Origin of the sequence: Phenylobacterium sp. (genome assembly GCF_036821595.1) — a bacterium.
Lineage (GTDB): Bacteria > Pseudomonadota > Alphaproteobacteria > Caulobacterales > Caulobacteraceae > Phenylobacterium.
Map to the genome: position 1 here is coordinate 14,566 of NZ_DAISJG010000009.1, position 21,313 is coordinate 35,878.

23 protein-coding genes are annotated in these 21,313 nt (G+C 72.1%); 12 read left to right on the forward strand and 11 right to left on the reverse strand.

Features of this window, described 5'->3' with window-relative positions; all coding sequences use genetic code 11:
- Window positions 1–31 precede the first annotated feature (31 nt).
- The gene (locus V7Z97_RS06970) at window positions 32–1,222 is read left to right on the forward strand and encodes a DegT/DnrJ/EryC1/StrS family aminotransferase (protein WP_334162354.1); all 1,191 of its coding nucleotides are present in this window, start codon (window positions 32–34) and stop codon (window positions 1,220–1,222) included.
- A complete protein-coding gene (locus tag V7Z97_RS06975; RefSeq protein ID WP_334162355.1) occupies window positions 1,219–2,214 on the forward strand; it encodes a glycosyltransferase family 2 protein in 996 nt (331 codons plus the stop codon). Before V7Z97_RS06970 ends, V7Z97_RS06975 begins: the two co-directional genes overlap by 4 nt.
- Here the strand turns inward: V7Z97_RS06975 and V7Z97_RS06980 are convergent.
- A complete protein-coding gene (locus tag V7Z97_RS06980; protein WP_334162357.1) occupies window positions 2,211–4,451 on the reverse strand; it encodes an alpha/beta fold hydrolase in 2,241 nt (746 codons plus the stop codon). The genes V7Z97_RS06975 and V7Z97_RS06980 overlap by 4 nt on opposite strands.
- A 97-nt stretch (window positions 4,452–4,548) precedes the next feature.
- Here V7Z97_RS06980 and V7Z97_RS06985 point away from each other — a divergent pair, with 97 nt between their 5' ends.
- The 3 genes from V7Z97_RS06985 to V7Z97_RS06995 all read left to right on the forward strand — a co-directional run bounded on the left by V7Z97_RS06985 (window position 4,549) and on the right by V7Z97_RS06995 (window position 7,200).
- Window positions 4,549–6,210 carry a glycosyltransferase family 4 protein gene (locus tag V7Z97_RS06985; protein ID WP_334162358.1) on the forward strand — a complete coding sequence of 554 codons (1,662 nt, stop codon included), beginning with the start codon at window positions 4,549–4,551 and terminating at the stop codon, window positions 6,208–6,210.
- A 79-nt stretch (window positions 6,211–6,289) separates the two neighbouring features.
- Window positions 6,290–6,676 carry a glycine zipper 2TM domain-containing protein gene (locus V7Z97_RS06990; protein WP_334162360.1) on the forward strand — a complete coding sequence of 129 codons (387 nt, stop codon included), beginning with the start codon at window positions 6,290–6,292 and terminating at the stop codon, window positions 6,674–6,676.
- Between the two features lie 5 nt (window positions 6,677–6,681).
- Window positions 6,682–7,200, forward strand: coding sequence for a hypothetical protein (locus tag V7Z97_RS06995; RefSeq protein ID WP_334162362.1), 519 nt, complete (start codon window positions 6,682–6,684; stop codon window positions 7,198–7,200).
- On the opposite strand, the gene V7Z97_RS07000 is transcribed toward V7Z97_RS06995, so the two are convergent.
- Both V7Z97_RS07000 and V7Z97_RS07005 read right to left on the reverse strand, forming a co-directional pair.
- Window positions 7,201–7,380 carry a DUF3606 domain-containing protein gene (locus V7Z97_RS07000; RefSeq protein ID WP_334162363.1) on the reverse strand — a complete coding sequence of 60 codons (180 nt, stop codon included), beginning with the start codon at window positions 7,378–7,380 and terminating at the stop codon, window positions 7,201–7,203. It abuts the gene before it with no gap.
- Between the two features lie 58 nt (window positions 7,381–7,438).
- A complete protein-coding gene (locus V7Z97_RS07005) occupies window positions 7,439–8,170 on the reverse strand; it encodes a class I SAM-dependent methyltransferase (protein WP_334162364.1) in 732 nt (243 codons plus the stop codon).
- A gap of 81 nt (window positions 8,171–8,251) precedes the next feature.
- Between V7Z97_RS07005 and gloB the strand changes: the two genes are divergently transcribed.
- A complete protein-coding gene (gene gloB, locus V7Z97_RS07010) occupies window positions 8,252–9,013 on the forward strand; it encodes a hydroxyacylglutathione hydrolase (RefSeq protein WP_334162365.1) in 762 nt (253 codons plus the stop codon).
- Window positions 9,014–9,038: 25 nt separating this feature from the next.
- Here the strand turns inward: gloB and V7Z97_RS07015 are convergent, their stop codons facing one another.
- From V7Z97_RS07015 to V7Z97_RS07025, 3 genes are read right to left on the reverse strand one after another with little or no spacing between them, the layout of a single operon-like run.
- Entirely contained in the window at window positions 9,039–9,812 is a 774-nt protein-coding gene (locus V7Z97_RS07015; RefSeq protein ID WP_334162367.1) for a DUF4908 domain-containing protein, read from the reverse strand.
- 56 nt (window positions 9,813–9,868) lie between these two features.
- A complete protein-coding gene (locus V7Z97_RS07020) occupies window positions 9,869–10,591 on the reverse strand; it encodes a beta-ketoacyl-ACP reductase (protein WP_334162368.1) in 723 nt (240 codons plus the stop codon).
- A 58-nt stretch (window positions 10,592–10,649) separates the two neighbouring features.
- A complete protein-coding gene (locus tag V7Z97_RS07025) occupies window positions 10,650–11,825 on the reverse strand; it encodes an acetyl-CoA C-acetyltransferase (protein ID WP_334162369.1) in 1,176 nt (391 codons plus the stop codon).
- A gap of 172 nt (window positions 11,826–11,997) precedes the next feature.
- On the opposite strand from V7Z97_RS07025, the gene phaR reads away from it, so the two are divergent.
- Both phaR and V7Z97_RS07035 read left to right on the forward strand, forming a co-directional pair.
- Entirely contained in the window at window positions 11,998–12,603 is a 606-nt protein-coding gene (gene phaR / locus V7Z97_RS07030; RefSeq protein ID WP_334162371.1) for a polyhydroxyalkanoate synthesis repressor PhaR, read from the forward strand.
- Between the two features lie 132 nt (window positions 12,604–12,735).
- Entirely contained in the window at window positions 12,736–13,032 is a 297-nt protein-coding gene (locus V7Z97_RS07035; protein ID WP_334162373.1) for a hypothetical protein, read from the forward strand.
- Window positions 13,033–13,282: 250 nt separating this feature from the next.
- On the opposite strand, the gene V7Z97_RS07040 is transcribed toward V7Z97_RS07035, so the two are convergent.
- Window positions 13,283–13,600 (reverse strand): helix-turn-helix domain-containing protein, encoded by a 318-nt coding sequence (locus tag V7Z97_RS07040; RefSeq protein WP_334162375.1) that lies wholly within the window; start codon window positions 13,598–13,600, stop codon window positions 13,283–13,285.
- A gap of 214 nt (window positions 13,601–13,814) precedes the next feature.
- Between V7Z97_RS07040 and V7Z97_RS07045 the strand changes: the two genes are divergently transcribed.
- Window positions 13,815–14,216 (forward strand): SRPBCC family protein, encoded by a 402-nt coding sequence (locus V7Z97_RS07045; RefSeq protein ID WP_334162377.1) that lies wholly within the window; start codon window positions 13,815–13,817, stop codon window positions 14,214–14,216.
- Window positions 14,217–14,220: 4 nt separating this feature from the next.
- Here the strand turns inward: V7Z97_RS07045 and V7Z97_RS07050 are convergent, their stop codons facing one another.
- Window positions 14,221–14,946, reverse strand: coding sequence for a glycosyltransferase family 2 protein (locus V7Z97_RS07050; protein WP_334162378.1), 726 nt, complete (start codon window positions 14,944–14,946; stop codon window positions 14,221–14,223).
- 55 nt (window positions 14,947–15,001) lie between these two features.
- Between V7Z97_RS07050 and V7Z97_RS07055 the strand changes: the two genes are divergently transcribed.
- The 3 genes from V7Z97_RS07055 to V7Z97_RS07065 are packed head-to-tail and all read left to right on the forward strand — an operon-like array spanning window position 15,002 to window position 18,130.
- Window positions 15,002–16,672, forward strand: a complete 1,671-nt coding sequence (locus V7Z97_RS07055) for an ArnT family glycosyltransferase (protein WP_334162379.1) — start codon at window positions 15,002–15,004, stop codon at window positions 16,670–16,672.
- Window positions 16,669–17,574: a hydroxymethylglutaryl-CoA lyase gene (locus tag V7Z97_RS07060; RefSeq protein WP_334162380.1), complete on the forward strand. Its 906-nt coding sequence runs from the start codon at window positions 16,669–16,671 to the stop codon at window positions 17,572–17,574. The genes V7Z97_RS07055 and V7Z97_RS07060 overlap by 4 nt, the downstream gene beginning before the upstream one ends.
- Window positions 17,575–17,587: 13 nt before the next feature.
- Window positions 17,588–18,130, forward strand: a complete 543-nt coding sequence (locus V7Z97_RS07065) for a 3'-5' exonuclease (RefSeq protein ID WP_334162381.1) — start codon at window positions 17,588–17,590, stop codon at window positions 18,128–18,130.
- Here the strand turns inward: V7Z97_RS07065 and V7Z97_RS07070 are convergent.
- Genes V7Z97_RS07070 through yidD form a run of 3 tightly spaced genes read right to left on the reverse strand, consistent with a single transcriptional unit; the run spans window position 18,127 to window position 21,271 of the window.
- Entirely contained in the window at window positions 18,127–19,059 is a 933-nt protein-coding gene (locus V7Z97_RS07070) for a glycosyltransferase family 2 protein (protein WP_334162382.1), read from the reverse strand. The genes V7Z97_RS07065 and V7Z97_RS07070 overlap by 4 nt on opposite strands.
- Complete coding sequence (gene thrS, locus V7Z97_RS07075; protein WP_334162383.1) at window positions 19,056–21,032, reverse strand: threonine--tRNA ligase; 1,977 nt, start codon at window positions 21,030–21,032, stop codon at window positions 19,056–19,058. The genes V7Z97_RS07070 and thrS overlap by 4 nt, the downstream gene beginning before the upstream one ends.
- The gene (gene yidD / locus V7Z97_RS07080; protein ID WP_334162384.1) at window positions 21,029–21,271 is read right to left on the reverse strand and encodes a membrane protein insertion efficiency factor YidD; all 243 of its coding nucleotides are present in this window, start codon (window positions 21,269–21,271) and stop codon (window positions 21,029–21,031) included. The genes thrS and yidD overlap by 4 nt, the downstream gene beginning before the upstream one ends.
- Between the last annotated feature and the right edge of the window lie 42 nt (window positions 21,272–21,313).

Here is a 21,313-nt window from a genome sequence, read left to right on the forward strand (position 1 = left end):
CCGCCGCCCGCGGCCCCGTCACGAGGCGTCCTTGAGAGCCGAGACCCCGCGCAAGCCTGTCCAGGGCCCCGCCGACCTGGCGATCAACGGCGCACCGCCCGCCTTCGCCGAGCCGCTGCACGTGGGCCGCCCGAACGTCGCCGACCGCGAGCTCTACCTGGCGAAGATCGAGGCCATGCTGGACAGCGGCTGGCTGACGAACAACGGCCCCATGGTGCACGAGTTCGAGGCCCGGCTGGCCGAGAGCCTGGACGTGAAGCACGTGGTGGTGGTCTGCAACGCCACGATCGCGCTGGAGATCGCCATCCGGGCGCTGGGACTGACCGGCGAGGTGATCGTCCCGTCCTACACCTTCATCGCCACCGCGCACGCGGTCTACTGGCAGGGCCTGACCCCGGTGTTCGCCGACATCGACCCGGCGACCCACTGCCTGGACCCGGCGTCCGTCGAGCGGATGATCACGCCACGGACGACCGGGATCATCGGCGTGCACCTGTGGGGCCGGACCGCGCCCACCGAGGCGCTGCAGGCCCTCGCCGACCGGCACGGCCTGAAGCTGATGTACGACGCCGCCCACGCCTTCGGCGTCACGCGCGGCGGCCGGCGCGTGGGCGGGTTCGGGTCCTGCGAGGTGTTCAGCTTCCACGCCACCAAGTTCCTCAACAGCCTGGAGGGGGGAGCGGTCGCCACCAACGACGACGAGCTCGCCCAGGCGCTGCGCCTGATGCGCAACTTCGGCTTCGTGGGCTACGACGACGTCATACACCCCGGCACCAACGGCAAGATGGTCGAGGCCTGCGCCGCCATGGGGCTGGTGAACCTCGCCGGGATCGACGGCCTGATCGAGACCAACGCCCGCAACCACGCCGCCTACGGCCGTGGACTGGAAGGCATACCGGGCGTGAGCCTGCTGACCTTCGATCCGGCGGAGCGCAACAACTTCCAGTACGTCGTCGCGGAAATCGGGCCCGAGGCCGGCGCCACCCGCGACGCGCTGGTCGAGGCCCTCAACGCCGAAAACGTCCTGGCCCGGAAGTACTTCTGGCCCGGCTGCCACCGCATGAAGCCCTATCGTGACCTTTTCCCCTGGGCCGACGTCCACCTGCCGGCGACCAACCAGGTCGCCGCGCGCGTGCTGGTCCTGCCCACCGGCTCCAGCGTGAGCGAGGACGACATCGCGGCGATCTGCGGCGTGATCCGTGTGCGGTGCGGCCAGCGATGAGCGTCAGCGTCCTGATCCCCGCCTATCGGGCCAAGTACGTCGGTCAGGCCATCGCCAGCGTGCTGGCGCAGGGCTACGAGGACTACGAACTGCTGGTGAACGACGACAGCGCCGGAGACGAGGTGAAGGCGGTCGTCGACCGCTTCGCCGACCCCCGCATCCGCTATTCCCGCACGGCCGGACGCGAGGGCGGCGCCGCCAACGCCCGCCAGCTCTGGGAGATGGCCCGGCACGACCTGATCAAGTACCTGTTCGACGACGACCTGCTGCTGCCGCACGCCCTGCCCGAGCTGGTCGCCCAGATGGAGGCCCACCCTCGCGCCTCCTTCGTCTTCGGCCACCGGGACATCATCGACGACGGCGGCCGGGTCACTGCCGAGCCCCGCCTGCTGGGAGCCGGCAAGGTCGCCGTGCTCGAACCGGAGAAGATGGCGGAGCTCACCGTCTCGACGGTCCGCAACCTGATCGGCGAGTACTGCAACCTGCTGATGAACCGGGCGGCCGGCCTCGTTCTCGACGACCTCCTCGCCTACAACGGGATGCCGGTCGAGTCGCTCACCGACGTCGCCTTCTTCCTGAACGCCAGCCGCAAGGGCCCTGCGGTGGGCATCGGCAAGACCGTCAGCCAGTTCCGGCGCCACGCCAACCAGAACTCCACGCCCGGTTTCCATCCCCTGTTCCACAAGGGCCTGTTCGAGTGGGAGCTGTTCCTGCGCGGCGAGTTCGCCGGCGGCCGGCTGACGCCGGAGCAGGCCCTGGCGGGGCTTGGACGGCTGGAGGTCGCCTATCCCAACTGGCTGGGCCGGATCCCGGAGCTCGGCCTGTTCACCGCCGGCCATCCGGCGCTGAAGGCGAAGATCCAGGCGGGCGAGCGGGACGTGTTCGACGACGCCTTCCGCGCCTGCTGGGACGAGGCCTCGGCGGCGGCCACGGCGCGCGTGGCCAGGGAAGGCACGCGCCTGCAGGCGCTGCAGGCGACCGGCGAACTCTAGCCGCCCACCGCCTCGCGCAGGCCCGGCAGGCGCTCCATCAGCCCAGCCGTCAGGGCCTCCCGGCGCCCCCAGAGGCTGCGGTACCAGGCGATGCGCTCGGGGGCCTGGCGGGCGAACATCCGCCGGGCGCGGACCTCCTCCCAGGCGTCGCGGGCCATGATCTGGCGGCGGCGCTCGTCGGCCAGGACGCCCGCCAGCAGCGGCGCCCAGTCCCCCACCCGCTCGGCGATCAGCCCCGTCTGGCCGTGCCGGATGGTCTCGGCGTAGATGGTCGGCGAGGCGATCGTCAGCACGCCGCGGGCGGCCGCCTCGACGAACTTCACGTCGCTCTTGGTGTCCTGGTGGCGGCGCCCCTCGATCGGCGAGAGGGAGACGGCGCAGGTCCCCATCAGCCGCAGGTATTCCTCGTACGGAACGTAAGGGACGAACTCCTTGCGTGCCGCGGGCAGGGCGTCGAACACGCTCCGGTCTCCGACCACCAGCCACTCCACCTCCGGGTGGGCCGCGGCCACGGGCCCGAGGCTGGCGGCGACCTGGGCGGCGAAGGGGCCGCGGAGGGCGGCGCCGTAGAACACCCGCCACGGCGCCGGGGTGCGCGGGAACGGCTCCAGCTCGAAGGCGCAGTTGGGGAAGACCCGCACCTCCGGATTGTGGGCGCCGAACGCCCCCGCGAGGGCGGGGGTCGAGGTCTGTACGGCGTGGACGTAGCCGAAGCGGGCCCAGCTCTCCTCGGTCACCGCCTCGCCCTTCACCTCGGCCACCAGTTCGGGGTGGTCGTCGAACTCCATGACCACGACCCAGCCACCCCTCAGGCTCTCCGCCAGGGCCTTGCGCCAGGCCTCCGCGCCCAGCAGGGCGGGCCGCTGCAGGACCAGCACCTTGGGCGCATCGACGGGGAGGTCGCTGACGCTGAACTTCGGCCCGCTCAGCGCCACCACGAGGTCGGGGTCGTTGCGCAGCGCCTGGGCCGGAAGGCGGGTGCGGATGTCCATCAGCCGCGGCGCGAAGGTGGCCGCGCGCAGGAACAGGGGCTCCGGCACCGGGCGCGGCCTCGCCAGCACCACCAAGGGGCCGGGCGGGGCCGCGCCGTCTCGCACGAGCGGCCAGAGGTCGGCGGCGCGGTCGTCGAACGCCTCGCCGTCGGCGGCCGGCGGGGTCAGGCGGACCACGGCGAGCGGGGCCTGGTCGAAGGCGACGGAACCCCGGGCGTCGACGGTGGCGAGCACGCCGCCATCCGGGGCGAGCAGGCGGGCCAGGGCCTCCGGTCCTTCCTCGGCGGGCCGCTCCAGCACCACCAGGTCGAACGGTCCGGCGGGCGCGGCGGCGAGACTGTCCGCCGCCGTCACCACCGCCCAGGGCGTGCGGCGGCGGTAGTCGGCCGCGAAGGCCGTGGGCGCGCCGCCGACGTAGAGCAGCCTGCCCGCCCCGATCGGTGCGCGGGAGAGCAGCGCCCGGTCGGCGTCGGACAGCGGCGGGACGCCGCCGACGTCGAGGAGGGCGTCCAGCAGCACCGCCTTCAGGGCCATGGGCGACTGGAAGGGGACGTTGTGCCCGGCGCCCGGCGCCACGTGCAGGACGACGTTCGGCAGGCCGCGGAGGAAATCCCGCTCGGGCTCGTCCACGAAGCTCGGATAGGTGTCGCAGGGCCGCTCCGGCATCAGCGGCCGGTCGCCCGCCACCACGTCCACGGGCGCGTCCAGGCCGTCGAACAGGTGGACGTAGCGCCGGTCCTCGAAGCCCTCCGTCGTCACGCCGAACACCCCGGCGGCGAAGTCGCGCAGGTCCGCGTCGTCGGGGGCGGCGGCGACCTTCTGGGCGAGCGGCCCGAGCATCGGCCAGAGCTTGCCGGTGGCCAGGGGCGGCTCCACCGCCACCACCCGGCGGACCTGCGGCGCGCGTACCCCCAGGGCCACCAGCGCTCCGATGGAGACACCCACGAGCACGACCGGCCGGTCGGCGAAGGCCTCGCCGATCACCGCCTGCAGCGCCTCGGCGTAAGCGGCCACCGAAGCCTCGCGCAGCGCGGGCGTGTGGTTGCCCGGCAGGTGCATGAGGAAGCAGTCACAGGCCCCGCCCACCACGCTCTGCATCTTGCTCATGGTGTCGGCCGTCGCGAAGGCCCCGGTGACGGTGACCAGCACGGGCCGACCTGACGCCAGCGCACCCGGCGCGTGCCACAGGGGGACCGTGCCCAGCTCCGTCCGGAACTCCGTGCGCGTCAGGGACGCCAGGCTCAAACCGCACCCTCTCTTCGGCCGACCGCGCCTGCCTAGCCGGTCGGCGCGGCGCGCAAAAGCCTTCTCGCACCGTGGGCCGGCGGCATAGTCTGACCGCATGAGTGACAGGCTTGCCGTATTCCACCCCCCCGGACACCTTGGGCTCCACGGCAATCCGTTCGGCAAGGACGTGGCGAACCTGGAGCTCTACCGGGCGCTCGCTCTCCACGGCGGCTTCCAGGAGCTGTCGGTCCTCAGCCTCCGTCCGGGCACGGACGAGGAGGTGGCGCGGGAGCTGCTGGAGGGACGCCCCTGCGCCACGCGGATCAGCGCCGGGGCGGTGCTGAACCAGGGAATTCCCGTGGCCGCCGGCGCGCTGCTGCGCGGCCAGCCGGATCTGTACGAGCTGTCCTGGCTGCGGCGCCGCGCCGTGGGGGACCGGGCCTACAGCCTGCTCGGCCTCGCCCACACCCTCGCCCCGCCGGCCATGCGCCAGGTCATGGCCATGGCCAGCGTCGGGCCGGCCCATCCCTGGGACGCGATCATCTGCACCTCGCCCAGCGTCCGCGACGGGCTGACCGAGATGTTCGCCGAGTGGGGCGAGCACCTGGCGGAGCGGACCGGCGGAAGCGCCCCCCCGCAGGTGGCCCTGCCGATCATTCCCCTTGGGGTGGACGCCGAGCGCTTCGCGCGCCTCGCCGACCGGCCGGAGATCCGCGCCCGCCGGCGCGCGGGCCTCGACCTGGGGGAGGACGACATCCTGGTCCTCTGGGTCGGCCGGCTTTCCTATTTCGAGAAGGCCTTCCCGCAGCCGATGCTGAAGGCGGCGCGGGACGCCGCGCGCGCCACGGGGGCCAGGGTGCGCTTCGTCATGGCCGGCTGGTTTCCGAGCGACCGCGACCGCGAACTCTTCGGGGAGGTGGTCGCCGCCCATGCCCCGGACCTGGGCGTCTCGTTCGTGGACGGCAACGACCGCGAACTGCTGGGCGAGCTGTGGGCCGCGGCCGACATCTTCCTGTCCCTGGTGGACAACATCCAGGAGACCTTTGGCATCACGCCGCTGGAGGCCATGGCCGCGGGCCTGCCGGTGGTGGCCAGTGACTGGGACGGCTATCGCTACACCATGCGCGACGGCGCCGAGGCCTTCCTGATCCCGACCCTGCTCGCGCCGGCGGGCGGCCTGGGCGACACCATGGTCCTGCGCCACAGCCTCGAGGCGGACATCTACCAGGCCTATGTGGGCGCCGTCGCCCAGTACACGGCCGTCCACGTCGGCCGGGCGGCCCGGGCGCTCGCCGAACTGATCGCCCAGCCGGAGTTGCGCCGGATGATGGGCCGGGCGGGCCGCGCGCGGGTCCGGGCGGCCTTCGACTGGCCGGTGGTGGCGGCGCAGTATCGCGCCCTGATCGAGGAGCTTGCGGCGATCCGCAAGGCGGCGCCCGACCCGGCCGCGCGACACCGGATGAACCCGGTGAAGGGCGACCCCTTCCGGGCCTTCCGCGGTTTCGCCACCCGCACGCTGGAGCACGACCAGCCGCTCTCCGCGACACCCGGATCGGCCGAGGAACTGGCCCGCAGCGCCGCCTTGCCGCTCGACCAGGCCTTCGCCAGTTGGCGCGTCGGCACGGAGGAATGCGCGCGCGCGCTGGAGCTGATCGCCTCGGGAAAGGCGCGCACGGTCCGCGAGGTGCTGCTCGCCTTCCCCGTGGAGCGCAGGCGGTCGCTCGAGCTCGGCCTCGTCTGGATGGCCAAGCACGGCTTTGTCGACTGGCCGACCTAGGGCGGGCACAAAACCGCCCCGACGCGCGTTCTCTCTCGTCGAGCCTCAAGGCGCGAGGCTCCAGCCAGAGGAGAGAGACATGCGCCGGATCCTTCTCGCGACGGGCGTGGCGGCCCTGATCGCCGCCCCCGCCGCCACCCCCGCCTATGCGGGCTGCAAGACCACCGGCACGGTGGTCGGCGGCCTCGCCGGCGGCCTGCTCGGCAACGCGGTCGCCGGCCGCGGCGCGCGCACCGAGGGCACCGTCCTGGGCGCCGGCGTCGGCGCGCTGGTCGGCCGCCAGGTGGCCAAGAGCAACTGCAACAACAACCGCCGCGCCTATCGCGCATCCTCGCGCAGTTCCTATCGCGCGACCCCTTCCCGGGCGCGCTACGCGAGCTACACGCCGACCTGCCGGATGGAGACGCGGGGCTACTACAACCAGTGGGGCGAGCTCGTGTACGCACCCACCCAGGTCTGCCGGTAGACGCCATGGCCGGACGCAGACTGACGGCCGCGCTGGCCCTCTCCGCCCTGGCGCTCGCCGCGTGCAGCGACGATGACGACGACCGCCGGGGCGGGAGCGGAGGCGCGCGCCTCTGCATCCCCTTCGCCGGCGCCCAGACGGGCCAGGACGGCCAGGCCGCGCCCGTCGCGGCGCCGGCCGGGCCGTCGGCGGCCATGGACGACTGCCTGCACCGCTGGGGCTATGCGCTCGCCCGCTCCGAGGACCCGGCCGACCAGGTGGCCGGCGCGGTGGTCGCCGCCTGCATGCCGGCGCTGTCCCGCTGGAACCAGCAGGCGCTGGCGCCCACGGCCGGGCCCACCGGCGCGGCGCCGCCGTCTTCCGCCCAGAGCCTGATCACCGGCGAGGAGACCAACGCCATGTCCGAGCGCTACCGCTACGTGGAGGGCCGGGCGCTGTTCTATGTGGTCCAGGCCAGGGCCGGGAACTGCCCCGCCCCGCCGATGACCAACGGGCTGCCGGACGGGATCTCGAGCGCCGGCTGATCAGGGCTGCCCGCCGAGGTAGAGGCCCACCGCGGTGCGGTTGGGCCCGACCTTCTGCACGGCCTCGGCAAGCTCCTCGGGCGTCGCCTCCAGCCGCTCGGCCCAGTAGTTCACCTCGTCGGGATCGTCGAGGTTGATGTCGCCGGGGCCTTCGAAGCTGCGCGGTTCATGGGGTCGCATGGCGGCCTCGTTGTGTCCTGCTCCACAAGAACCCCGATTTCAGGCCGGGCGTTCCAGGTCACCTCGCGCGCGAGGCGGGCGCCACGCCCCGGGCGGGGACCAGCACCGGCCGGGCCGCCCGGGCGCGCACGCCCTTGGGCTTCACCGCGAAGGTCTGCTTCACCGCCTCCATGAGCACGAGGCCGGCGAACCCCGGCCACAGGCGCGAGCCCACCTGCTCGAACCCCTCCGCCCAGCCGGCCATCCAGCCGATCGGCGGCACGTACAGGGCGCGCGTCCAGCCGGAGGGCTCCAGTTCGGCGTCGCGCAGGAGCTCGGCGAGCTGGCTGCGGCTGTAGGGCCGGCCATGGCCGAACGGCGTCTTCTCGGCGTCTGCCCAAAGGCCGTTGCGCGCCGCCACCGCGACGACCACGCGGCCGGACGGCGCGAGCACCCGCCAGACCTCGCGCAGCAGGGCGACGGGGTCGGGGCTCTCCTCCACCGCGTGGACGAGCAGGATCCGGTCGAACAGGGCGTTGGGGAACGGCAGGGCGTCCTCGGCCGCCAGGGTCGCCAGGTTGCGGGCCGCGGGCCACACCTCCACCCCCTGCTGCGCCGGCATGGCGGCCACCACCCGGCGCGCGGCGGGCTGCAGGGGCGCCACGAACGGGGTCGCGTAGCCGAGCGCCAGCACGTCCAGGCCATGGGCGTCGCCCCAGGCCTCCAGCACCTTGCGGCTGACCATGGCGCGCGCCGCCTGCCCCAGCGGGGAGGCGTAGAACTGGCGAAGCTCGAGGACGTCGCGGCGCATGGGCCCTTGGCTATGCTCGACTAACGGTTGCCGCCAACCTAAATCGACAGGGCGAGAGATGTCGCGCGGGAGGATCCAGAGATGCCGCTCACCGTCCACCAGTTCCCCTGCCTCTCCGACAACTACGGCTTCCTGGCCCGCGACGAGGCGACGGGGCTCGCGGCCTGCGTGGACACCCCCGAGGCCGGGGCGATCCTGCGCGAGCTGGCCAAGCTGGGCTGGAGGCTGGCGCTGATCCTCAACACTCACTGGCACCCTGACCACGCCGGCGGCAACGCCGACATCAAGGCCGCCACCGGCGCGACGATCGTGGGCCCGGCCGAGGTCACCCGGATCTCGGCGCTCGACCGGGAGGTGCGCGGCGGCGACCACGTCATGCTGGGGGAGACGCGCTTCGAGGTGATCGAGTCCGGCGGCCACACCCTGGGCCACGTGGCCTACCACGACGCCGACGACCGCATCGCCTTCGTCGGCGACACCCTGTTCGCCCTCGGTTGCGGGCGGCTGTTCGAGGGAAAGCCCGACCAGATGTGGGACAGCCTGCAGCGGCTGGCCGCCCTGCCCGACGACACCCGGGTCTACTGCGCGCACGAGTACACCGCCTCGAACGCCCGCTTCGCGCTGTCGGTGGACGACGATCCGGCGCTGAAGGCCCGGGCCGAGGCGGTGTTCGCCGCGCGGGAACGGGGCGAGCCGACCGTGCCGACGACCATCGGCCTGGAGAAGGCCACCAACCCGTTCCTGCGCGCCCCGCATCTCGCCGCCCGCCTGGGCGCCGAGGGCAAGCAGGACTACGAGGCCTTCGCCGCGGTCCGCGCCGCCAAGGACGTGTTCAGGGGATAGCGACCCCGCCCGCGGCGGCCCGGCCCTAGCGGTCGCCCGGCGTGTTGGTCACGGCCACGATCCGCTCCGAGGAGGGCCGGCCGGCCAGACCCTGCTGCGGGGCGACCATGATCAGCAGGGTGCCGTTGGTGATCTCCGCGCCCGCGTGACGCCCCTCCACCAGCCGCACCCGGCGGATCCGGTCGAGGAGACCCCGGGAGCGCGGCGTCCGGCTCATCCGCACCACGGCCTCGCTGGTGACCACCGCCGCGTCCGCGATCAGGGCCGAGGAGGCGGGCGTCGCCTCGGCGTCGAACGGGATCAGCCGCCGCGCCGCCCGGCTCGCGCGCGCGCTGGCCTGGGCGAGCTTCTCCAGCAGGGCCTGGGGTCCCAGCGGCGCGAGGCGCAGGGGCGTCCCGTCGCCGGCCAGGGCCGCCGCCGAGCCGTCCGGCCGCCGCTCGGTGAAGACGGTGACGCCGCCCAGCCGGGTGGCGCGCAGCACCGGCGCGCCGAGGTCGTTCTTGTAGATCACGTCGCCCCGCGGCGCGGGCTGCGGATGCAGCGCCCAGACCTCGGGGCTGTTGTCGAACTTGAGGAGCGGCCGCTTCTGGCTGCGGTCGAAGACGAAGCCCACGCCGTCTTCCGAGACGTAGCGCGCGACCGGCGGGGCGCTGAACTGGCGGCCGTCCGGCGCCCGCCGGCCGAACAGGCCGTCGCGCAGGTTGCCGGGCTGGGCGGAGGCGTCGGAGACACCTACGGCGAGGGCGCAGATCGCTGCTGCGAGTAACCCTCTGAGAAACGCCGCTGGCTCGCCCGTCATGACCGAAGATCAGATGCCGTCCGACTGGGGCGCTTTTTGGACCTGACCAGGCGCCGTCAGGCCATATACTGACCGCCGTTCAGCGTCAGCGTCGAGCCCGTCACGTAGCCGGCCCGTTCGCCGGCCAGGAACGAGACCATGTCGGCGATCTCGTCGTCGCGACCCAGCCGGCCCACGGGGATCTGCGCGATGATGCTCTCCAGCACCTTCGGCGGCACCGCCTGCACCATGTCGGTGTCGATGTAGCCGGGCGCGATGCAGTTCACCGTGATGCCCTTCTTGGCGTTCTCGAGCGCCAGCGCCTTGGTGAAGCCGATCATACCGGCCTTGGCCGCCGAATAGTTGGTCTGCCCCACCTGGCCCTTCTGGCCGTTGATCGAGCTGATGTTGATGATCCGGCCCCATTCGCGTTCGCGCATCCCCTCGATCACCTGGCGGGTCATGTTGAACAGCGAGTCCATGTTCACCCGGATCACCTCGCTCCACTGCTCGGAGCCCATGCGGTGGAAGACCCCGTCGCGGGTGATGCCGGCGTTGTTGACCAACACATCGATGGGCCCGAGTTCGGCGGCGACCTTCTCGGCCGCGTGCTGGCAGTCGGCGAAGTTCCCGACGTTGCCCTTCACGACCATGACGCCGAGCTCGCGGGCGCAAGCCTCCGCCGCGGCGTCGTTGCCGGAGTAGCCGGCCGCGACCTTCATCCCGTCGGCCTTCAGCCGCTCGACGATCGCCCGACCGATGCCACGGGTCCCACCCGTGACCAGCGCAACCCTGGCCATCCGCAACTCCCTATGTGAGCGGGCGCCGGTTCCTGCCGGCGCTCCGCGGATCTAAAGCTCAGACCTGCTCGACGCACATGGCCACGCCCATGCCGCCGCCGACGCAGAGCGTGGCCAGGCCCTTGGACGCGCCCGAGCGCTTCATCTCGTGCAGCAGGGTGGTCAGGATGCGGGCGCCCGAGGCCCCGATCGGGTGGCCGATGGCGATGGCGCCGCCGTTGACGTTCACTTTCTCCGGGTCCAGGCCCAGATCGCGGACGACGCAGATCGACTGGGCGGCGAAGGCCTCGTTGGACTCCACGAGGTCCAGGTCGCCCACGCTCCAGCCCGCCTTCTCCAGCGCCTTGCGGCTGGCCGGGATCGGGCCGGTCCCCATGATCTCGGGTTCGACACCCGCGTGCGCCCAGGAGGCGATGCGGGCCAGCGGCTTCAGGCCGCGCTTCTTCGCCTCCTCGGCGCTCATCAGCACGAGGGCCGCGGCCCCGTCGTTGATGCCGGAGGCGTTGGCCGCGGTCACCGAGCCGTCCTTGGTGAAGGCGGGGCGCAGTCCGGAGACGCTCTCCAGGGTGGCCCCGTGACGGACGTACTCGTCCTGGTCCACCACCGTGTCGCCCTTGCGGCCCTTGATGGTCACCGGGACGATCTCGTCGGCGAACTTGCCGGCCTTCTGGGCGGCCTCGGCGCGGTTCTGCGAGGTGACGGCGAACCGGTCCTGGTCCTCGCGGGTGATCTGCCAGCGCGCGGCGATGTTCTCCGCCGTCTGGCCCATGTGATAGCCGTGGAAGGCGTCCCACAGGCCGTCCTTGATCATGGTGTCGACGAAGCCGAAGTCGCCCATCTTCTGGCCGTTGCGGATATTCGCGGCGTGCGGCGACTGACTCATGCTCTCCTGGCCGCCCGCAACCACGATGTCGGCCGACCCGTCCTTGATCTGCTGGGCGGCGAGCGCGACGGCGCGGAGGCCAGAGCCGCAGAGCTGGTTGAGGCTCCAGGCGGGCGCCTCCACCGGCACTCCGGCGTTGATCGCCGCCTGCCGGGCCGGGCCCTGACCCGCGCCGGCCTGCAGCACCTGGCCCATGATCACTTCCTGCACGTCGGACGGCTGGATCCCGGCCCGCTCGACCGCCGCCTGGATGGCCAGCTTGCCGAGCTCGTGCGCGGGCAGGCTGGAGAGCGCGCCGTTGAACGAGCCCACGGGCGTGCGGGCGGCGGAAACGATGACGATGTCGCTCATTGGCGGCTCCTGAACGCGAGTGCGGCCCTGGACGTCCATATCAGGCCCGTATGAAGCTTGGGCAAGTGCAAGCTTCGGAATCGCCAGCCATTTGCCATTAAGCTCGCATCCGCGATACTGCGCTGCAGAAGAGGCCCCCGCCGAGCCGGCCCGGGGCCGCAAAGGAACAGGGATGGCCGACACCGAAGGGACCGGCGCCGCGGGCCAAGGCGAGCGCGTCGTCATCAAGAAGTACGCCAACCGGCGGCTCTACAACACTGCGTCTTCGAGCTACGTCACGCTGGAGCATCTGGCGGACATGGTGAAGAAGGGCGTCGACTTCGTCGTCTATGACGCCAAGACCAACGAGGACATCACCCGAACCGTCCTCACCCAGATCATCTTCGAGGAGGAGAGCCAGGGGCAGAGCCTGCTGCCGATCCAGTTCCTCCGCCAGCTGATCGGCTTCTACGGCAACTCCATGCAGGCCTTCCTGCCCAGCTACCTCGAGCTGTCGCTGGCGAGCTTCGCCCAGCAGCAGGAGCGGATGCGCCAGCAGTTCCAGGCCATCGGCCAGGGCGCCGGCCTGCCGTCCTACGAGGAGCAGATCCGCCAGAACATGCAGCTCTTCGACCGGGCCATGAAGATGTTCTCGCCCTTCGCCTACACCAAGCCCGAGGAGCCGGCGCCGGCCGCCCGCACCGAGCCGGCCGCGCCCGCCGCCGACGACGCGCTGGCCGACCTGCGCAAGCGCATGGAGGAGATGCAGGCCCAGATCGAGAAGCTCGCCAAGCGCTGAGGACGCGCGCCGCGGAACCTGTGGGCGGTTTCGCTCCTCCGGTGGGCAAGCTCCGCCGGAACCTTGCGGCGGCCTATGGTTTGCAGTTCGGTAAGCATGATGTCCCGAATTGATCCGATCCGCAGGGCCGCGATGTTGCGGCGCGCCGCCCGGCCCGACGCCGAGGAGCCGGACGAGACACAGGAGACCCGCGGCGCCAACCTGCCGGTTCCGGTGGACGGACCCCGTGCTGTCCCGCCGCGGAACGCCCGCCCGCACGGGGAGGCGGTGTTCGCCGCCCAGCTGCTCGGCCAGGACGGCCAGAAGCGCGGCCTGCGCGCCGGGGCCGAGCTGTTCGACCACGCCAAGACCAGCTACGTGCGCACCGAGTGGTCGGGCTCCAAGGACCGCCGCGCCCGCAAGGGCCGGCTGACCCGCACGGACGTCTAACCCGCCGCGCGCCACGCTTCGGCCAGACCCGCGCGGACCTCCGCGTCCACCTCGGCAGGCGCGTTGAGCTCCAGGTGACGGGTGAAGCGGCCGGGCCGCGGCTCGACGACCTCCTTCCACCGCGGCCAGTCGTCCCGCCACGGAAGAGACACCGACAGCACGAGGGGCGCGCCCCGCCCCTTCAGATGCTGGCCCGCTCGCCAGGTGGCGGCGAACGGGCGACGACGACGGAAGCCCGTCTGGCTCTTCGTCAGCCGCCCTTCAGCCGCCGCAGCTCCGCCTCCAGCGCCGCCACGCGCCGCTCCAGCGCGGTGATCCGGGCCTCCGCGGCCGAGGCCTGGCCGGGCACGGGCGTGGAGATCCCGGCGCGGTCGGCCACCTCCTTCGCCTCGACGCCCAGCAGCTCGGCGAAAAGCGCCACCTCGCCGGCGGAAAGTTCCCGCTGGTCCTTGAACACCAGGGCGAGCTCCGCCTCGCTCATCTGCGTGGCTGCGGCCAGCAGGCGGCGGGAAAGGCCCCGCTCCCCGAGGCGGGCGTCGAACCAGTCGGCGTCGAAGAAGAGGGCCATGGGGCTCCGGAACGTCTGGCGCGGGACTTGCTTAACCGTGATCGCAACCTTCGACCACGGGACCGGCCATGACTCAATTCGCCTTCCGCTTCGTCGACGTCACCGTGGTGACCCTGATCTTCACGGCGCTCATCGGCGGGTGACCCTGTCCGGTTCCCGCCAGCGCGCGGAGCCGGCCTCTGGCAGCCTTCACCTCGAGCAGAGGAGAAGAGCCATGACCTCCATCATCAGGCACGTGGAGATAGACGCGCCCGCCGATGCGGTGTGGGACGCCGTCGCCGACTTCGGCGCGGTGCACCGCCGCTTCGCCCCCGGCTTCGTCACGAACGTGGAGCTGGTTCCCGGCGCGCGCATGGTCACCTTCGACAATGGCCAGGTGGTCAAGGAGCTGTTCCTGGGCGTCGACCACGACGCCCGCCGACTGGCTTATTCCGTCCAACTCCCGCAGCTCTCCCACCACAGCGCGTCGTTCCAGGTGGCGGACGAGGGCGGTGGAAGGTGCCGGCTCGTCTGGATCGCGGACGTGCTGCCCGACGAGATGGCGCCCTACATCGCCGGGCGCATGGACGAGGGTCTGAAGGTCGCGAAGGAGACGCTCGGCCGCGTGCCCGCCTGAGGGCCTAGACCTCGTCCACGCCCTGCGGATTGCGGGCGCGCGACTGCAGCCACATCACGCCCAGCAGGTCCGATACCGAGACCACGAGGCGGCCGAAGTTGGTGTACTTGGACACGCCGGTCTCACGGTTGCGGTGGTTCACCGGCCGGAACGCCGTCTGGTAGCCCTCGCGCAGCATCAGCGCCGGCAGGTAGCGGTGGATGTGGTCGAAGTAGGGGAGCCGGAGGAAGGCCTCGCGGCGGAAGGCCTTGAGCCCGCAGCCGGTGTCGTTGGCGGTGTCGTTCAGGAGCCGCTTGCGCACCCCGTTGCCGATGCGGGACGCGAGCTTCTTGGCTTGGCTGTCCTGCCGCTTCACCCGCTCGCCGCCGACCAGGGCCAGCTCCGGCGGCCCCGCCAGCAGCGCGTCAACCAGCTTCGGCCCGTCGGCGGGATCGTTCTGGCCGTCGCCGTCGAGGGTGACGATGATCTCGCCCCGGGCCGCGAGGATTCCGGAGCGGATGGACCGGCTCTGGCCGGAGTTGCTGCGGTGGGCGAGCACGCGCAGTTGCGGGATCTCCGCCTGCAGCGCCTTCAGCGCCGCGCGGGTGCCGTCCCGGCTGGCGTCGTCCACGAAGACCATCTCATAATCGCGGCCCTGGAAGGCGGCGGCGATCTCGCGGGCGAGCGCCGGCGCCGCGCCCTCCTCGTCGAAGACGGGGACCACGACGGAGATCTGGGGCGCTTGAGCCATGGCCCTCCCATAGCGGAAAAGCAGGCAGACGTAAGGATCATGGTATCAGGGCCCTATGACGCTCGAAGGTGAACTGGCGCGCTGGAGCCGCGGCTGGCGAGGTCCCGCGGCAGCGGCGCTGATCGCCTTCCTGGCGGGACTGCCCGGGGTCTTCGCCGTGCCGCCCCTGGACCGCGACGAATCACGCTTCGCCCAGGCCACGGCCCAGATGCTGGAGACCGGCGACTACGTGGTGATCCGCTACCAGGACCAGCCGCGGTTCAAGAAGCCGGTCGGCATCCACTGGATGCAGGCGGCCAGCGTCTCGGCCTTCTCCAGCCCCGAGGCGCGGCAGATCTGGGCCTACCGCATCCCCTCCCTGCTCGGGGCGATGCTCGCGGCGGCGGCCTGCGCCTGGGGTGCGGCCGCCTTGTTCGGCGGACCGGCCGGCCTGCTGGCCGGGGCGATGCTGGGGACCACCTTCCTGCTCTCCACCGAGGCCTTCATCGCCAAGACCGACGCCATGCTCTGCGGCATGACCACCCTGGCGCTGGCCGCGCTGGCGCGGATCTACGGCGAGGCGCGCGGCGGCCCGCCCGCCGGCAAGCGGGCCGTACTGCTGTTCTGGCTGGGAACCGCCTTCGCGACCCTGATCAAGGGACCGGTGGGGCCGCTGATCATCGGCCTGACGATCGGCGCCCTCCTGCTGCTCGACCGCCGCCCGGCCTGGCTCGCGCGGCTCAACTGGTACTGGGGCCTGATCCTGGTGCTGGTCATCGTCGGCCCCTGGGCCGGGGCGGTGACGGTCGCCACCGACGGGGCCTTCTGGACGACGGCGCTGGCCGGCGACCTGGCGCCCAAGCTGGCGGGCGGGCAGGAGACCCATGGCGCGCCGCCCGGCTACCACACCCTGCTCGCGCCCCTGCTGACCTTCCCGATGACACTGCTGCTGCCCGCAGCCCTCGTCACCGCCTGGCGCCGGCGGGCCGAGCCCGGCGTGCGGTTCGCGGTGGCCTGGTTCGCGCCGGGCTTCCTGTTCTTCGAGGCCCTGCCCACCAAGCTGGTGCACTATCCGCTCCTGACCTACGGCGCGCTGGCCTGGCTGGCCGCCGCGGCGCTCGCCCAGCCCCTGGGCCCGAAGGTCCGCTGGACCGGCGCGGGGCTGTCGGCCTTCGCGGGCCTCGCGCTGGCCGGCGGCGCTGTCTACCTGCTCTCGGCCTACGGCGACGGCGCGGACGTCACCGCCGCGGCGCTCACCGCGGGCCTGCTGGCGGCGGCCGGACTGGTCGGGGCCTACATGATCGTCCGCCGCGCCCCGCGCGCCGCCCTGGTCAGCGCGCTGGGCCTGGGCGTCCTGGGCCACGCGGCCCTGGCGGCCGGTCTCGCGCCGCGGCTCGACCCGCTCTGGCTCTCCGACCGCACCGAGCACGCGCTCGCCGCCGCCCGCCTCTTGCCGCGCCAGGGCGTTGCCGAGGCCCCCGTGGCGGTCGCCGGCTTCGCCGAACCCAGCCTGGTCTTCGCGCTCGGGACGCCCACCGAGCTCGAGGGCGCCGAGGAGGCCGCCCAGGCCATCGCCGAGGGCCGCCCGGCGGTGGTGGAGGCCCGCGAGGAGGCGGACTTCCGCGCCGCGCTCGCCGCAGCCGGCGCCCAGGCCCGCCTGGTGACCGTGATCGAGGGCTTGGACTATTCGAACGGCGATGAGATGACGCTGCGCGTGTACCAGTCCGCCCGAGGAGCCGCCCGATGAGCCGCAGGATCGAGATCGTGGAAGTGGGTCCCCGCGACGGCCTGCAGAACGAGAAGACGCTGCTCGACGTCGACCAGAAGCTGGAGCTGATCCGCCGCCTCGAGGCCGCCGGCGCGAAGCGGATGGAGGTCGTCTCCTTCGTCAATCCCCGCCGGGTGCCGCAGATGGCGGGCGCCGAGGAGATCATGGCCGCCCTGCCGCACGAGGCCGGCAAGGGCCGGATCGGCCTGGTCCTCAACATGAGGGGCTGGGAGCGCTGCGTGGAGGCGAAGTGCGACGAGGCCAATGTCGTGGTCTGCGCCACCGACGGCTTCGGCATCCGCAACCAGGGCGCCTCGGTGGCCGAGCAGCTGGACGCCCTCAGGGCCATCATGGCGGTCCGGAAGAAGGAGGAGCCGCCGGTGACGGTCACCGTCTCGGTGGCCTTCGGCTGTCCCTTCGACGGGGAGGTCTCCGAGGACCGGGTGGTCGAGATCGTCTCGGCCGCCGCCGACCTGCGGGTCGCCGAGATCGCGCTCGCCGACACCATCGGGGTGGCGGACCCGTGGACCGTGCGCCGCCGCATCGAGGCCGCCCGCAAGGCTGCGCCGAACACCCGGCTGCGGATGCACTTCCACGACACCCGCAACACCGGCCTGGCCAACGCCTTCGCCAGCGTCGAGGCCGGCGTGGACGTGCTGGACGCCAGCGTCGGCGGCCTGGGCGGCTGCCCCTTCGCCCCGAACGCGACCGGCAACATCGGCACCGAGGACCTGGTCTACATGCTGGAGCGCGCCGGCTTCGAGACCGGCTACGACCTCGACCAACTGATCGGGATCGGGACCTGGGTGTCGGACCTGCTGGGCAAGAAGGTCGCCTCCTCCGTCGGCCGCGCGGGCAGCTTCCCGTTCCGCGCCGCCTGACACCCGTCGGGCGATGCGGGTCTTCCTGGATTTCGAGGCGTCGTCGCTGAGCGACGACAGCTATCCCGTGGAGGTGGGCTGGGTCTTCGAGGACGGGACCGAGGAGGCCCACCTGATCCGGCCGGCGCCGGCCTGGACCGACTGGGACCCGACCGCGGAGGCCGTTCACGGCCTCTCCCGCGCCACCCTGGAGGCCGAGGGCGAGCCGCACGAGGCGGTGGCGAGCCGAATGCTGGACCGGCTCGCCGGGCACGAACTCTATGCGAGCTCGCCGTCATGGGACGGCAAGTGGATGAGCGTGCTCCTGCGCGCCGCCGGCCTGCCGCGCCACGCCCTGCGTCTCAGGGACTCCGAACTGGCGTTCGTCGAGGCCGCCCGAGCGGGCCTTCCCCAGAACCTGTCCGAGGAGCCAGCGCAGGCGGCGGCCCTGATCGTCGCCCAGGCCCTGCGCGAGCGCGAGGCGCGACCCGTGGCTCACCGCGCGCTGGCGGACGCGCAGGAAGAGCGGCGCACGTGGCTGCGGGCCGCGTCGCTCGCGGCGGCGTGGAAACCCTAGGCCCGGCCCTTCAGCCGCCAGAGGATCGGCCGCGCCAGGGCGGCGCCCACGACCACGGGCGCGAGCAGGAGGGCCACGGCGCGTTCGGAGACGCTGCGAGCGCGCTTCTGGAAGTAGCGGGCCAGCCCCACACCCTTGTGGAACTCGACCTTCAGCGGACTGGTCTGGCTGGTGTGGCCCAGGTGGATCACCTCGGCCTTCGGGTGGAACAGGACAAGGCCGCCCTGCTCGCGCACGCGCCAGCAGAGGTCCACGTCCTCCACGTGCAGGAAGTACTTCTCGTCGAACCCGCCCACGGCGTCGAAGTCGTCGCGGCGCATGCAGAAGCAGGCGCCGGAGATGGTCGGCACGGGGGTGATCTGGTCCGGCGCAGCGTCGCCCTCCCAGTGCACCTCGTAGCGGCGCCAGGCCGGGACGCGCTGGGCCAGCTGCGACAGCGACATCAGCGCGCTGAACGGGGTGATGTCGCCGCGCCGGGCGCCGCGCTGCTCGGTGCGGTCGGCGTTCAGCACCCGCCCGCCGACGATGCAGGGGACCGGCCGCCCTTCGATCTCGCGCGCCAGCTCGGCGATGCAGCCCGGCTGCAGGAAGGCGTCCGGATTGAGGAAGACCAGGATCTCCCCGGTCGCCGCCCTGGCCCCGAGGTTGGCGCCGCGGGCGAAGCCCACGTTGCCGTGGCCGGAGATCAGCTTGACGCGGCGGTCGCGGGCGACCTCGCGCAGGCGCGCCGACTCCGCCCCGGTGGACCCGTTGTCGACGATGACGAACTCGTCGACGTGGGTGTCCGCCAGGACGCAGGCCACGCTCTCCTCGAGCGCCTCACCGGTCATGTAGACGACCATCACCACCGAGACGCTGCGGCGGCGCCGCAGGTCGCTCGGCGCCGGCGCGGGCTCTACAGCGACGATCGGTGCGGCGACGCCGTTCATCCAGCCTCCCTCGCCCCGATCTCCCCGGGCGCCGAGAACGCCCCCCTGGCCCGGGCAAGATCGGGCGGAGTCGCCTGCAAGGCAAGCATGTTCGCCGCCTCATCCAGGGCGAGAATCTCCTGGCCGTCGGAACCGAGGCGCCGCAGCGCCACCTTGCCCTCCTCGGCCTCACGGCGTCCGACCACCGCGATGACCGGGACCTTGGCGAGGCTGTGCTCGCGGACCTTGTAGTTGATCTTCTCGTTGCGCAGGTCCGTCTCCACCCGAAGGCCGCGGGCGCGCAGCTGCTCGGCCGCCTTCAGGGCGAAGTCGTCGGCGTCGGAGGTGATCGTCGCCACCACCACCTGGGTGGGCGCCAGCCACAGGGGGAAGGCGCCGGCGTAGTTCTCGATCATCACCCCGATGAAGCGCTCCATGGAGCCGCAGATCGCCCGGTGGAGCATCACCGGCCGCTGCTTCGAGCCGTCCTCGGCGACGTACTCCGCGTCGAGGCGCTCGGGGAGGACATAGTCCAGCTGCAGCGTCCCGCACTGCCAAGTCCGGCCGATGGCGTCGCGCAGGTGGAATTCCAGCTTGGGGCCGTAGAAGGCGCCCTCGTTGGGGAGCATCTCGACCCGTTCGATCCCGGCGTTGAGCGCGGCCCGCTCCAGCTTGGCCTCGGCGACGTCCCAGACCTCGTCCGTGCCAAAGCGCTCGTCGGGCCGGAGCGCCAGCTTCACCGCATGCAGTTCCAGGCCGCAGTCGCGGTAGACCTGCTCCAGCAGCCGGATGAACTTCGTGGACTCGGCCTCGATCTGGTCCTCTCGGCAGAAGATGTGGGCGTCGTCCTGGGTGAAGGCGCGCACGCGGAAGATCCCGTGCAGGGCGCCCGACGGCTCGTAGCGGTGACAGGCGCCGAACTCGGCCATGCGCAGCGGCAGGTCTCGGTAGCTCTTCTGGCCGTGGTTGAAGATCTGCACGTGGCCGGGGCAGTTCATCGGCTTGACGGCCAGGGACTCGCCCTCCTCCGTCTCGCAGGTGAACATGTTCTTGCCGAACTTCTGCCAGTGGCCGGACCGCTCCCACATCTCGCGGTCCATGATCTGGGGCGCCTTCACCTCCACATAGCCGTCGGCGTCGAGCATGCGGCGCATATAGGATTCCACCGACCGGTAGAGCTGCCAGCCCTTCGCGTGCCAGAAGATCATCCCCTTGGCCTCTTCCTGCATGTGGAAGAGGTCCATGGCGCGGCCGATCTTGCGGTGGTCGCGCTTCTCGGCTTCCTCGATGCGGTGGATGTAGGCCTCGAGGTCGGCCTCGTTCGCCCAGGCCGTGCCGTAGATGCGCTGGAGCATCGGGTTGCGGTGGTCGCCGCGCCAGTAGGCGCCGGCCAGCTTGGTCAGCTTGAAGGCCTTGCCGACCGCCTTGGTGGACGGCAGGTGGGGCCCCCGGCAGAGGTCCTTCCACTGGCCCTGGCGGTAGACCGTGATCTTCTCGCCGGCCGGGATCGCCTCGATGATCTGGGCCTTGTACTCCTCGCCGATCTCCCGGAAGTGGCGGATCGCCTCGTCGCGATCCCACTCCTCGCGCCGGATGGGCTCGTCGCGGTCGACGATCTCGCGCATCCGCTGCTCGATCTTGGCCAGGTCGTCCAGGCTGAACGGCTCGTCGCGGGCGAAGTCGTAGTAGAAGCCGTCCTCGATGGCCGGGCCGATGGTCACCTGGGTGCCGGGGAACAGCTCCTGCACCGCCTCGGCCAGCACGTGGCTGGCGTCGTGGCGGATGGTCTCCAGCGCCTCGGGCGCCTCGCGCGTCAGGATCTCGAACCGGCCCCCCGTCTCCAGCGGGCGGTCGAGGTCGAGGAGCTCGCCGTCGAGCTTGATGAGGATGGCCTTCTTCTCCAGCGACTTGGAGATGCCGGCGGCCACGTCGCGGCCCGTGACGCCCTCGTCGAAGGAGCGCTTGGAGCCGTCGGGGAAAATCAGGTCGATCATGTCTTATGTGTTCCGGGTGCGGGCGGCGGCGGGTCGTAGCCCGCCGGGCCCCAGGGATGGCAACGGCACACCCGGCGCGCGCCCAGCCAGGCGCCGCGCCAGGGGCCATGACTGATCAGGGCCTGCGCCGTGTACTCCGAACAGGTCGGGAGGAACCGGCACTGCCGCCCGATCAGCGGCGAAAGCGTCAGCTTGTAGGCGCGCAACGCGCCCCTGACGCACCTCTCGTAGAAAGTCATGCCGGCTACGGGATCAATGAAAGTCGGGCCGGGCTTACGCCC